The organism is Mycobacterium sp. NGS56, assembly GCF_059812425.1.
The window spans coordinates 1-11929 of record NZ_JCALCQ010000010.1 but is presented as its reverse complement, the minus strand read 5'-3'; the positions used below and the strand labels follow the sequence as shown (position 1 = coordinate 11929).

The following is an 11929-nucleotide window of genomic DNA, read 5'->3' as shown; positions in this document are numbered from 1 at the left end:
CGCCCACTCACGCAATGATAATCGGGATCGCCATTGCGTCGGTGACGCCTGCTGACGCAACCTAGGCGCTAGGGTCCAGTCATGCCGATACCCAGGAGTGAAAGACTTGTCCGCCGATCGATCGCCGTGGCCGCGGCCGGTCTGGCAATCGCGGCAATCCCGGCCTGCGACAAGCACAACCCGCCGCAGCCCGGGGCCAACCCCCGTCAGGTGACGGTTGTGGGCACCGGCCAGGTGCAAGGCGTCCCGGACACCCTGACCGCCGATGTCGGCATCGAATCCACCGCGCCCGACGTCACCACGGCGATGAACCAAACCAACGATCGGCAACAGGCGGTCATCAACGCACTCACGGGCGCCGGCCTCGACCACAAGGACATCAGCACCACCGAGGTCACGCTGTCGCCCGAATACAACAACCCCGGGCCCAGCGGTACTGCCGCCATCACCGCGTACCGCGCGACCAACGCCGTCGCGGTCAAGATTCACCCGACGGATGCCGCGTCGCGCTTGCTTGCCCTCATCGTCGGCACGGGCGGTGACGCCACCCGGATCAAGTCCGTCCGCTATTCCATCGCCGACGATTCGCAGTTGGTGAAGGACGCTCGCTCGCGGGCGTTCAACGACGCCAAGGACCGCGCCGAGCAGTACGCGCACCTGTCCGGGCTCCGGTTGGGCCGGGTGCTGTCGATTTCGGAGACCTCGGAAACACCCCGCCGCCGGTCGGGGCGCCGCGGGCCATGCCGTCGATGGTTCCGCTGGAACCCGGCCAGCAGACGGTGAACTTCTCGGTGACAGCGTTATGGGAGTTGGACTAACGGCGATCGCAACCGCGGCGTAGCCGGGCGCAGCGGGTCGCCGCCATCGGACTGAGCCCGGCGAATCGGAGCGGCGTCTACTGCTGGTAGACCCTGGGATCCAGGGTCCCGATGTAGGACAGGTCGCGGTAGCGCTCGTCGTAATCGAGGCCATAGCCGACGACGAAGTCGTTGGGGATGTCGAAGCCCACGTAGGCGATATCGACATGGGCGCCCTGCGCGTCGGGCTTGCGCAGCAAGGTGCACACCCGCAGCGAACGCGGACGGCGCGTTTTGAGGTTGCGCAGCAGCCAGGACAGGGTGAGGCCCGAGTCGACGACGTCCTCGACGATCAGCACGTCGCGGCCCTCGATATCGCGGTCCAGATCCTTGAGAATCCGCACCACGCCCGAGGAGGACGTCGATGACCCGTAGGAACTGACGGCCATGAACTCGAACTGCGTGGGCAGCGGAATGGCGCGGGCCAGGTCGGTGACAAAGATCACAGCGCCCTTGAGCACAGTGATCAGCAGCAGGTCCTGTCCGGTCTCGATTGCGGCGTCCCGGTAGTTCTGCCCGATTTCGCGGCCCAGGTCGGCGATTCGCGCCTGAATTTGCGCCGACGTCAGCAGGACAGACTTGATATCCCCGGGGTACAGCTCCGCGGGTTGGGCGGGGGTGATCGCCGAGGAGATCTGGGCCACGCCCACAGAGTGCCACGATGGCGGGCGAATAACCAACGGCAGCCCCGATATTGCGGCTAGTGGATTGGCTTGCCGACCGGCTCGCGCCACAACGTCAACACGCCCTCGCGGCGGCCCGCGAACAATCGCGCGTCGGGCTGCGACGACCCTACCGCCACTCCACCCTGCCCACGCCAGCCGGTGACCAGGGCGTCCACTGCACGAATCTGCTTATCGGTCAGGTTTGTTGCACCGCCGGCCAGCAGCCAGGTCCGGATCACGCGCCGCCGCACGGGGGCGTCCAGCGTCGCCAACGCCCGCACCCGCAGGCCCGAGTCGGCCTGGGTCTCGGGCAGCGCCCGAACCGCCAGCGCGTCGATGAATTCAGAATCCTCCCGCAGCGAGGTCGCGGTGCGGGCCAGCGCCTCGGCCACGCCACCGCCGAGCACGTCTTCCAGCAGCGGCAGCACCTCGGTGCGCAGCCGGGCCCGGGTGAAACGGCGATCGGTGTTGTGCGGATCCCGCCAGGGGGTCAGCCCGAGTTCCTGGCACGCGCCATGCGTCACGGCCCGGCGTACCGTGAGCAACGGCCGACACCACGGCGGATCGTATGGACTCATCCCGGCGATCGAGCGCACCCCGGACCCGCGGCCCAGCCCCAGCAACACCGTCTCGGCCTGGTCGTCCAGCGTGTGGCCCAACAGCACCGGACCGCAACGGTAGGCGCTCAACGCGGCATAGCGCGCCGCGCGCGCCGCCGCCTCGGGACCGCCCTGGTTGCCCACCTGCACCCGGACCACTTGGGCCCCAACGCATCCCAACGAGACGGCCTGCGCGCGGGCGGTCTCGGCGACCGCCGCGGAGTCGGCTTGCAGGCCATGGTCGACGACCACCGCAGTGGTGGGTCGCAGCTGGGCCGCGACCGCGGTCAGCGCGAGCGAATCTGGACCGCCGGACAGCGCCACGCACCACTGTTCGACGGTGGCGAGGTGCGTCTTGATGAACGCCTCGACAGCCGCGCGCAGCTCGCCTACAGCACCCGGTCGATCCATCGCTGGGGCTCTTCGATCTCGGTGGGCAGCGGCAGCGTTTCGGGACCCGTCCAGATGGCGTTGAACCGCGCCATCCCCACCTGCCCGACGACGTGATCGACGAAAGCCTTGCCGCGCGTGTACTGGCTGAGCTTCGCGTCGAGCCCCAGCAGTGCGCGCAACAGCCGCTGCAGCGGCGGCTGCTTACGGTGGCGGCGCTCGTCGAACCGGCGGCGGATGGTGGCCACCGACGGCACCGCCATTGGTCCGACGGCATCCATGACGTGGTCGGCGTGCCCCTCCAGCAGGGTCCCCAGCACCAGCAACTGGTCCAGCGCTTGGCGCTGCGGTTCAGACTGCACCGCGCGCACCAGCCCAAAAATCCCCGACGAGTTGGCGTCGGACTCCGACGCTTTATCTCCGCGGTTGCGGGCGTAGTCGGCGAGCCGGGCCATCACCTCCCTGATGTCCTCACCACCGTCACGGGTCAGCAGACCCAGCGCTTGCGACATGTAGTCCGGCAGCCACGGGTTTGCGGTGAACTGCACTCTATGGGTGACCTCGTGCAGGCACACCCATAGCCGGAAATCGGACGGATCGACTCGAAGCTGCCGCTCGACCGCGATGACGTTGGGATACACCAGCAGCAGACAGCCTGGATTGGCCCCGTTATCAGTGGCGAACGGGTCATACTGGCCGAGGATCCCCGACGACACGTATGCCAGAACGGCGCCGGTCTGCGCGCCGGTGACGCGACCCGTAAGAAACCCGCGCGGCTTCTCGGCCCCGTGCATCATCACCCGCATCGACTCGGTCGCCGCGGCGATCCAATCCGGACGGTCGACGATGCGGGCCGCCGGCACCGTGCCGTTGGTGACCAGGCCGGTGACGTCTCGCACCAACGGTTCGGCTTTGGTGGACGCGGTGGCGAGTTCGTCGACCACCCGGCGGCGGGTGTAGTCGCTGGACGGCGGACCCGGCCTGGCCAAGCGCCGACCGACCGCGGCCGCGAACGTCCAGTCGACGGCGGTGCCCAGGGTCAGGTCCGACGACGGCGTCATGAGCACCCGCAGGACCACAGCCGGGTCGCCAGCGCATCCATCACGTTGCGGCCGTTCGGGCCGGCATCGTTGGAGATGAACGCGAAAGTGAGCACCCGGCCACTGCGGTCGGTGAGCACCCCGGCCAGCGCATTGATGGCGGTCAGCGAGCCGGTTTTGGCCCTCAACCAGCCCGCCGGGCCCTGCGCCGTGGAGGCGTCGGTGAAGCGATCCGCCAGCGTCCCGCTGCCGGCGGCGATCGGAAGCAGATCCAGCAGCGCCCGCAGCGACGGCTGGTCGGGCCCGGCCGCGGCCTGCAGGACGCCGTCGAGCGTCTTGGCCGTCAGCCGATCGTCGACCGAGAGTCCACTGGAATCCAGCAGCGCCGCGCCCGTGGTGTCAACGTGAGCAGTGCTCAGCCGGTTGGTCACCGCGTCAGACGCGCCCGCAAAGCTACGCGGTCGGTTGATCGCGGCCGCCACCTCACGAGCGATGCATTCGGCCAGCACGTTGTCCGAGTGATCCATCATTTCGGAGAGCCGCTGGACCAGCGGCGCCGACTGCACGACCGCCAGCTGGCGCGCCCCCGACGGCGCGGTCGCGATCGTGACCGCGTTCGGGTCCAGGCCCAGCGCCTTGGCCAGCTCCCGGCCGGCATCCAGGGCCGGGGTCCGGGACCGCCGCGAGTTCACCGTCGAAGGCTGGATGCGGCCGGCGTCGATCATCACCGACTCGATCGGCGCGATATCGCCGTTGTCGACGTCGGCAGCGTCCCAACCCTGCGCCATGGTCGGCCCGCTGAATGCGGAGGTATCCACCTGCACCGCGGTCGGCGTCACGCCGCTGCGGCGGATCTGTTCGACGAGGTCGCTGATCCGGGCCGAACCCCGGTACCACGTGTCCACGCCGGGGGGCGCCGCCGACAGCGCCGGATCGCCGGCACCCACCAGCACGACCGGCCCCTGGGCGTTCTGGCTGCCGGCCACCACGCGGGTGCTGATCCGGGCCTGATGGTCCAGCGTGAGCAAGGCCGCGGCCGCCGTAAGCACCTTGTTTGTCGAGGCCGGCACCAACGGCATGTCGCCCGCCACTTGCCACAACTCTTTTCCGGTGATGGCGTCGGTGACTCGTGCGCCTAACCGGCCCAAATTGGGGTCGCTCGCCACTGGTGCCAGCATCGCGCTGACGCCGGGACCGCTCGGTAGTTCGGCGGTCTCGCTCACCGGGGTCATGCCGGGCTTTACGGTCGGCGCGTGCGGGGGCGGTATCGGGGCACGCGTGCTGTTGGCGCCGTGCCCGGCCGTGGTGAAAAACGTTGCCGCCACCACTACGGCGGCGACAAACGCCAGCACGCCCAACCCGATGAGCACTGGGGTGGATTTTTGCCAGCGAGTACGGGCCATGACTCTCCTGACTGTCTGAACCCATTCTGCCGAATCGGCGCGGATGCGCTCGACTAGGGTGTGACAGAGCAAAATTGGCCTGCCTAACCGACAAGGAGCCCACGCGGTGGAATTCGACGTGACCATCGAGATTCAAAAGGGTCAGCGGAACAAGTACGAGGTCGACCACGAGACTGGACGGCTACGCCTGGACCGCTACCTGTACACCGCGATGGCCTACCCGACCGACTACGGCTTCATCGAAGACACCCTCGGCGAGGACGGCGACCCGCTGGATGCGATGGTGCTGCTGCCGCAGTCGGTGTTTCCCGGCGTGATCGTCGAGGCGCGTCCGGTGGGCATGTTCCGGATGACCGACGAAAAGGGCGGCGACGACAAGGTCCTGTGCGTGCCGGCCGGCGACCACCGCTGGGACCACGTTCAAGACATCGGGGACGTGCCGGAGTTCGAGCTGGACGTGATCAAGCACTTCTTCGTGCACTACAAGGACCTGGAACCGGGCAAGTTCGTCAAGGCCGCGGACTGGGTCGGCCGGGCCGAAGCGGAGGCGGAGATCCAGCGCTCGATCGAGCGGTTCAAGGCCGAAGGGCACTGAACCCCACCGCGGGGCACTAGTCCCCGGCGCGTGCCTCCCGGCGATTGCGCAGGATGCTCCAACCCACCGCCGCCGCGATGAAAGCCACGCCGACCGAGGCCGTGACGGCTTCGGGGACCTCGAATCTGGGCTCGATGGAGCCCAACATGATGACGGCCAGCGCACCTATGGCCCAGTGCGCGCCGTGTTCCAGGTACGCGTACCGGCCCAACGCCCCCTGGCGGACCAGGTAGATGGTGATCGACCGGACGAACATCGAGCCAACCAGTCCCAGGCCCAGCGCGATGATGATGGGGTCCGAGGTGATGGCGAACGCGCCGGTGACGCCGTCGAACGAAAAGGCGGCATCGAGCACTTCGAGATAGAGGAACAGCGTGAGGCCAGCACGGCCCGCCGCCGCGCCGGCTGCTACCGCTTCGGTGTCGGATGGCCGAAACGCCCTGCTCACTCCGTTGACCACCAGATAGATCACCATGCCCAGCAGCCCGGCGGTCAGCACCGTCGCCGCCTCGTCACCCGAGTGCGTCAGTTGCGTACCGACCAGGACCAGCACCAAACCCGTGACCACCAACGACGCCTGCCCCAGCCGGCCCAGGCGCGCAAATGGGATCTCAATCCACTTGAGCCACTTGATTTCTCGGTCATAGAAAACAAAATCCAGGAACAGCATCAGAAGGAAGATTCCACCGAAGGCGGCGATCTGGGGGTGGGCCGCGATGACGAGTTTTTGGTAGCTGGGCGAGCCGTCCGGAAATTTTAGGGCGCCGTGCGGCGGCGGATGCAGAGCCAGCTCCATCGCGCGCACCGGGTCGAGCCCAGCTGTTGTCCACACGATGAGCAGCGGGAACAGGAGTCGCATGCCGAATACGGCGACGAGAATCCCGATCGTCAGGAACATCTGCTGCCAGAAGCGGCTCATCCGTTTGAGGATCGAAGCGTTGATGACGGCGTTGTCGAACGACAACGACACCTCGAGGGCGGCCAGCACCAGCAGCAGATAAAGACCTTTGAACCCGCCGTACACATATCCGATGCCGAGGGCCGCCGCGGTGACCACCAGCGAGGTCCCGAAGGTGCGCAAAGCGGACATGGATCCTTTCCGACGGCCCGCCACACACTAGCGAACCGGATCGCGCCACGGGCGATCGCTGCGGGCCGCATAGAATTTTCAAATTGTGGCGAATCATCGGGACACCCGGCCGAAAGCGCCGCCGCCCCGATGACCGAAATCAGCGCATCACAGGGGCCGGTGGCGCGCGGCAGCATGGCCCGGGTCGGCACCGCCACCGCCGTCACGGCGCTGTGCGGTTACGCCGTCATCTACCTGGCCGCCCGCGACCTGGCGCCGGGCGGCTTTTCGGTTTTCGGGGTCTTCTGGGGTGCATTCGGATTGGTTACGGGCGCGGCCAACGGCCTGTTGCAGGAAACCACCCGGGAAGTGCGCTCTTGCTCCGTTGGTGGGCCCTATGTCAGCGACCTGGCCGCCTTGCCGGTGCCCGGCGAACCCCGCACCCACCCGATGCGCGTCGCCATGCTGGTCGGGGTGGCCGCGGCCGTCTTGATCGCGGGCAGCTCGCCCTTGTGGAGCGCACGGGTGTTCATCGACGCGCGGCTGCTGTCGGTAGCTCTGCTCAGCGTCGGGCTGGCCGGGTTCTGTGTGCACGCCACCTTGCTGGGCATGCTGGCCGGCACCAACCAGTGGAGCCGTTACGGCGCGCTGATGGTGACCGACGCCATCATCCGCGTGACGGTGGCCGCGGCAACCGTGGCGCTCGGATGGCATCTGGTCGGTTTCTTGTGGGCCACGGTGGCCGGCGCGGTCGCCTGGCTGATCCTGCTGATCGCCTCGCCGGCGACCAGGCACACCGCCCGCCTGCTGACCCCCGGCGGCACCGCGACATTTCTACGGGGCGCGGCGCATTCGATCACCGCGGCCGGTGCCAGCGCCATCCTGGTGATGGGATTTCCGGTGCTGCTGAAGCTGACCAGCGCGGAGCTCGGCGCCCAGGGCGGGGTGATCATCCTGGCCGTCACACTGACCCGCGCGCCGCTGCTGGTGCCGCTGACGGCCATGCAGGGCAACCTGATTGCCCATTTCGTCGACGAGCGCAGCGACCGGATTCGTGCCCTGCTCGCCCCCGCGGCGATCGTCGGAGCGATCGGTGCGGTCGGGGTGCTGGCGGCGGCCGCGGTGGGCCCGTGGCTGCTGCGGGTCGCCTTCGGGCCGCAGTACCACGCCAGCAGCGCGCTGCTGGCGTGGCTGACCGCGGCCGCGGTGGCGATCGCCATGCTGACATTGACGGGTGCGGCGGCAGTGGCGGCCGCCCTGCACCGGGCCTACTCGCTGGGTTGGGTGAGCGCCACGGTCGCGTCGGGATTGCTACTGTTGCTGCCGCTGTCGCTGCAGACTCGAACCGTGATCGGGCTGCTGTGCGGCCCGGTGGTGGGAATCGGCGTTCATCTGCTGGCTCTGTCGCGCGTCGCGCGCTCTACCGGCTGATTTGGCCTGCACCAGCGTGTACCTTGTGGGCTTAAATGGGTACTGAAACAGATGCCGTCTGGGTGGTCATTCCCGCCTACAACGAAGCAGCTGTCATCGGCGAGGTGGTCGCCGATGTGCGTTCGGTGTTCGACCATGTCGTGTGCGTCGACGACGGCAGCGCCGACGAAACGGGTGAGATCGCCCTGCGCGCCGGCGCTCACCTGGTGCGGCATCCGATCAACCTCGGGCAGGGAGCCGCCATTCAGACGGGTGTCGAATACGCCCGCAAGCAGCCGGGCGCCCAGATTTTCGCCACTTTCGACGCCGACGGCCAGCACCGCGTCAAAGACCTCGCGACGATGGTCGACCGGTTGCGTGCCGGCGACGTCGACGTCGTCATCGGCACCCGGTTCGGCGCGCAGCACGGCGCCCGGCCGCCGTTCGTGAAACGGATCGTGCTGCAGACCGCCGCGCGGCTGAGCCGACGCGGCCGCCGACTTGGCCTGACCGACACCAACAATGGGCTTCGAGTATTCAACAAGAAGGTCGCCGACGGCTTGGACATCACGATGAGCGGCATGAGCCACGCCAACGAAATCATCATGCTGATCGACGAAAACCATTGGCGCGTGGCCGAAGAACCTATCGAGGTGCTCTACACCGCGTACTCGATGTCGAAGGGGCAGCCCCTGCTCAACGGCGTCAACATCATTTTCGACGGGTTCCTGCGCGGCAGGCTTCCGAGATGAAAAGGGTTGCAAAATGAACTGGATTCAGGTGCTGCTGATCGGATCGATTGTCGCACTGTTGGTCTATCTGCTGCGCTCGCGCCGCAACGCGCGCTCCCGGGCGTGGGTCAAGGTGGGCTACGTGGTGTTCGTGCTGGCCGGCATCTACGCCGTGCTGCGGCCCGATGACACGACGGTGGTGGCGCAATGGTTCGGCGTGCGCCGCGGCACCGACCTGATGCTCTACGCGCTGATCATGGCGTTCTGCTTCACCACACTCAGCACCTACATGCGGTTCAAGGACCTGGAGCTGCGCTACGCGCGGCTTGCCCGCGCGGTGGCGATGGAGTCCGCGCAGGCGCCCGAAGCGAGCTAGCGGCCGTTAACCGGCCTGAGTCCGCCGGAAGAATTCCACCGTGCGGGCCACCCCGTCGGACAGGTCGACCTTCGGTTTCCAGCCCAAAACCTCTGCAGCCGAACCGATGTCGAGGCAGGATCGCTTGAGGTCGCCAAGTCGCGGTGGCGCGAACTCCGGATCGTCGGGCCCCCCGACGGCGGCCGCCACCGCCGAATGCAGTTGCCGGTCCGACGTTTCGACGCCGGTGCCGACGTTGAAACGCTGCCCGCCGCCGGCGTCCCCGGATGCCTTGACGAAGGCGTCCACGACGTCGTCGACGAAAACGTAATCGCGAGTGTTGCTGCCGTCTCCGAAAACCTTGGTCGGTTTACCCGAGAGCAGCGCCTGGGCGAAGATCGCCACCACGCCGGCCTCTCCGTGCGGATCTTGGCGGGGGCCATAGACATTCGCCGGCGCGATGTGCGAGCAATCCAGGCCGTACAGGTGGCGGAAGGTGTTCAGATAGATCTCGCCCGCCACCTTGCCCGCGGCGTACGGCGAGGCTGGATCGGTCGGCACGGTCTCGGGAGTGGGGTAGCGCGGTGGGGTGCCGTAGATGGATCCGCCCGAGGAGGTGTGCACGACCTTGCGGACCTGCGCGCGCCGCGCGGCCTCAGCCAGGCGCACCGTGCCGATCACGTTGACCGACGCGTCGAATTGCGGGTCGGCCACCGAGTGCCGCACGTCGATCTGAGCTGCCAGATGAAACACCACTTCCGGGCGATGTTCGCCGAGGATGCCCTCCAGGTCGGCGGTCACGATGTCCGCCTCGACGAAGGCGTATGCCGGATGGTCGGCCAGATGCTCGAGGTTGGTCGCGCGGCCCGAGGCGAAGTTGTCCAGGCCCACCACCGCGTGACCGTCGGCCAACAGACGGTCGACTAGCGTCGAGCCGATGAATCCGGCCGCCCCGGTAACCAGTGCACGCACCGGCCCACCATACATAGCGGTGTTGGCCGTCGCGCTCGTCGCGGTGCAGCTGGCGGTGCGCGCGGTGCTGGCGTTCGGTGGCTACTTCTATTGGGACGACCTGATCCTCATCGGCAAGGCCGGTACCCACAACCTGCTCGCGCCGTCGTACCTGTTCGATGACCATGATGGGCATCTCATGCCGGGGGCATTTCTGGTCGCGGGCACCATCATCCGGCTGGCGCCGCTGAACTGGACCTGGCCGGCGGTCAGCCTGGTGGTGCTGCAACTGCTGGCGTCGCTGGCGTTGTTGCGTGCGCTGTACGTCATCGCGGGGTGGCGCCCCGTGCTGCTGATCCCGTTCACGTTCGCGTTGTTCACGCCGTTGGCCGTGCCGGGATTCGCATGGTGGGCGGCGGCGCTGAATTCGCTACCGATGCTCGCCGCGCTGGCCTGGGTGTGCGGCGACGCCATCCTGCTGGTGCGCACAGGCAAACAGCGCTACGCCGTCACCGGGGTGCTGGTGTACTTCGGCGGGTTGCTGTTCTTCGAGAAGGCCGCGGTGATCCCGTTCGTCGCGTTCGCGGTCGTCGCGCTGCTGTGCCGGGTGACCGGCGATCCAAGCCCGGGGTCGGCGCTGCGGGCGGCGTGGCGGGCCGGCCGGCGATTGTGGATCGGTGCCCTTGCCCTCACCGCGGCCTGGATCGCGCTGTATCTGGCCGTGGTCGATCAGCAGCGGTGGAGTTCCGACCTGTCGATGACGTGGCAGCTGCTGATGCGCTCGATCACGCACGGCATCGTGCCGGGGCTGGCCGGCGGGCCGTGGCACTGGGATCGGTGGGCGCCGGCTTCGCCGTGGGCCACGCCCCCGCTGTCGGTGATGGCGCTGGGCTGGCTGGTGCTTGCCGGAACCCTGGGGGTATCGCTGGTTCGCAAGGCACGCATCGGGCCGGTGTGGCTGATCGCCGTCGGCTACGCCGTGGCCTGCCAGGTGCCCATCTACCTGATGCGGTCGTCGAAGCAGACCGCACTGGAACTCGCGCAGACGCTGCGCTACCTGCCGGATCTGGTCGTGGTGCTGGCACTGCTGGCCGCCGTGGCATCGAGGGCCCCCAACCGGCAGGGCGGACCGCGCTGGCTCGACGCGTCGCCGAAACGCACTGCGGCGGCCGCGGGGTTGACGATGCTGTTCGCGGCCAGCAGCCTGTACTCGACATCGACGTTCCTGACCAGCTGGCGTGACAACCCCGCCAAGCCCTACCTGCAGAACGCCCGGGCTTCTCTGGCCGCCGCGCATGCGTCCTCGGACGCGCCGCTGCTTGATCAGGAGGTCGACCCGTTCGTGCTGCAGCGGGTGGCCGCGCCGGAGAATCTGGCCAGCCACCTGTTTGCCCTGCTGCAAAATAGGCCCGAATTCGCGCCTGCGACAACACAATTGCGCATGATCGACAGCTCGGGTCGGCTGATCAAGGCACGGGTCAGCTGGGTTCGGACCATCGCGCCCGGGCCGATGCCGCGGTGCGGCTACTTCGCCCAACCGGACAAGCCGGCCCGGCTGGTGCTCGACGGTCCGCTGCTGCCCGCCGACTGGACCGTCGAACTGAACTACCTGGCCAACAGCGACGGCTCGATGACGTTGTCGATGACGCAAGGTCCCGAGGTCAAAGTGCCGGTGCGTCCCGGACTCAATCGGGTCTTCGCCCGGCTCCCGGGCGCCGGCGATGCGATCACCGTGCGCGCCAACACCGCCGCCCTGGCGTTGTGCATCGCGTCGGGACCGGTGGGGTTCGTCGCGCCCGCTTGAAACTGTGGAGCCGCCTGGGGTGTCTGAGTTCACGACATAGGTGACAGATGAGTCGGGTCA

General features: G+C 67.9%; 11 protein-coding genes and 1 pseudogene. 6 read left to right on the top strand and 6 right to left on the bottom strand.

The window, feature by feature from the left end; all coding sequences use genetic code 11:
* The first annotated feature begins 81 nt into the window (after positions 1-81).
* A pseudogene (locus AC5Y4F_RS20305) lies at positions 82-818 on the top strand (SIMPL domain-containing protein).
* Between the two features lie 77 nt (positions 819-895).
* Here the strand turns inward: AC5Y4F_RS20305 and hpt are convergent.
* From hpt to dacB, 4 genes are read right to left on the bottom strand one after another with little or no spacing between them, the layout of a single operon-like run.
* Positions 896-1507, bottom strand: coding sequence for a hypoxanthine phosphoribosyltransferase (gene hpt, locus AC5Y4F_RS20300; RefSeq protein ID WP_067936363.1), 612 nt, complete (start codon positions 1505-1507; stop codon positions 896-898).
* 50 nt (positions 1508-1557) lie between these two features.
* Positions 1558-2532 carry a tRNA lysidine(34) synthetase TilS gene (tilS, locus tag AC5Y4F_RS20295; protein ID WP_499998118.1) on the bottom strand — a complete coding sequence of 325 codons (975 nt, stop codon included), beginning with the start codon at positions 2530-2532 and terminating at the stop codon, positions 1558-1560.
* Positions 2511-3572: a zinc-dependent metalloprotease gene (locus AC5Y4F_RS20290; protein ID WP_499998114.1), complete on the bottom strand. Its 1062-nt coding sequence runs from the start codon at positions 3570-3572 to the stop codon at positions 2511-2513. Before AC5Y4F_RS20290 ends, tilS begins: the two co-directional genes overlap by 22 nt.
* Positions 3569-4954: a D-alanyl-D-alanine carboxypeptidase/D-alanyl-D-alanine endopeptidase gene (gene dacB / locus AC5Y4F_RS20285; protein WP_499998112.1), complete on the bottom strand. Its 1386-nt coding sequence runs from the start codon at positions 4952-4954 to the stop codon at positions 3569-3571. The genes AC5Y4F_RS20290 and dacB overlap by 4 nt, the downstream gene beginning before the upstream one ends.
* Before the next feature lie 106 nt (positions 4955-5060).
* Here dacB and AC5Y4F_RS20280 point away from each other — a divergent pair, with 106 nt between their 5' ends.
* On the top strand, positions 5061-5549 hold the full coding sequence (locus AC5Y4F_RS20280) for an inorganic diphosphatase (RefSeq protein WP_067936371.1): 489 nt from the start codon (positions 5061-5063) through the stop codon (positions 5547-5549).
* Between the two features lie 16 nt (positions 5550-5565).
* Here AC5Y4F_RS20280 and AC5Y4F_RS20275 read toward each other — a convergent pair whose 3' ends face one another.
* On the bottom strand, positions 5566-6639 hold the full coding sequence (locus tag AC5Y4F_RS20275) for a DUF475 domain-containing protein (RefSeq protein WP_499998106.1): 1074 nt from the start codon (positions 6637-6639) through the stop codon (positions 5566-5568).
* A gap of 129 nt (positions 6640-6768) precedes the next feature.
* Between AC5Y4F_RS20275 and AC5Y4F_RS20270 the strand changes: the two genes are divergently transcribed.
* From AC5Y4F_RS20270 to AC5Y4F_RS20260, 3 genes are read left to right on the top strand one after another with little or no spacing between them, the layout of a single operon-like run.
* Positions 6769-8049 (top strand): hypothetical protein, encoded by a 1281-nt coding sequence (locus tag AC5Y4F_RS20270; RefSeq protein ID WP_499998102.1) that lies wholly within the window; start codon positions 6769-6771, stop codon positions 8047-8049.
* Positions 8050-8084: 35 nt separating this feature from the next.
* Positions 8085-8780, top strand: a complete 696-nt coding sequence (gene ppgS / locus AC5Y4F_RS20265) for a polyprenyl-phospho-N-acetylgalactosaminyl synthase PpgS (RefSeq protein ID WP_067936379.1) — start codon at positions 8085-8087, stop codon at positions 8778-8780.
* A 13-nt stretch (positions 8781-8793) separates the two neighbouring features.
* On the top strand, positions 8794-9135 hold the full coding sequence (locus AC5Y4F_RS20260) for a DUF2304 domain-containing protein (RefSeq protein WP_067936382.1): 342 nt from the start codon (positions 8794-8796) through the stop codon (positions 9133-9135).
* Positions 9136-9141: 6 nt separating this feature from the next.
* On the opposite strand, the gene AC5Y4F_RS20255 is transcribed toward AC5Y4F_RS20260, so the two are convergent.
* Positions 9142-10086, bottom strand: a complete 945-nt coding sequence (locus AC5Y4F_RS20255; RefSeq protein ID WP_197520601.1) for an NAD-dependent epimerase/dehydratase family protein — start codon at positions 10084-10086, stop codon at positions 9142-9144.
* On the opposite strand from AC5Y4F_RS20255, the gene AC5Y4F_RS20250 reads away from it, so the two are divergent.
* Entirely contained in the window at positions 10052-11869 is a 1818-nt protein-coding gene (locus AC5Y4F_RS20250; protein ID WP_499998097.1) for a hypothetical protein, read from the top strand. The two genes, AC5Y4F_RS20255 and AC5Y4F_RS20250, sit on opposite strands and share 35 nt — an antisense overlap.
* Positions 11870-11929: the final 60 nt, after the last annotated feature.

Bases quoted from the DNA above. Each gene is read 5' to 3' on its own strand.
- AC5Y4F_RS20275 (WP_499998106.1), bottom strand. From the start codon at position 6,639: ATGTCCGCTTTGCGCACCTTCGGGACCTCGCTGGTGGTCACCGCGGCG.
- AC5Y4F_RS20260 (WP_067936382.1), top strand. From the start codon at position 8,794: ATGAACTGGATTCAGGTGCTGCTGATCGGATCGATTGTCGCACTGTTG.
- AC5Y4F_RS20270 (WP_499998102.1), top strand. From the start codon at position 6,769: ATGACCGAAATCAGCGCATCACAGGGGCCGGTGGCGCGCGGCAGCATG.
- AC5Y4F_RS20290 (WP_499998114.1), bottom strand. From the start codon at position 3,572: ATGACGCCGTCGTCGGACCTGACCCTGGGCACCGCCGTCGACTGGACG.
- AC5Y4F_RS20250 (WP_499998097.1), top strand. From the start codon at position 10,052: ATGAATCCGGCCGCCCCGGTAACCAGTGCACGCACCGGCCCACCATAC.
- dacB (WP_499998112.1), bottom strand. From the start codon at position 4,954: ATGGCCCGTACTCGCTGGCAAAAATCCACCCCAGTGCTCATCGGGTTG.
- ppgS (WP_067936379.1), top strand. From the start codon at position 8,085: ATGGGTACTGAAACAGATGCCGTCTGGGTGGTCATTCCCGCCTACAAC.
- tilS (WP_499998118.1), bottom strand. From the start codon at position 2,532: ATGGATCGACCGGGTGCTGTAGGCGAGCTGCGCGCGGCTGTCGAGGCG.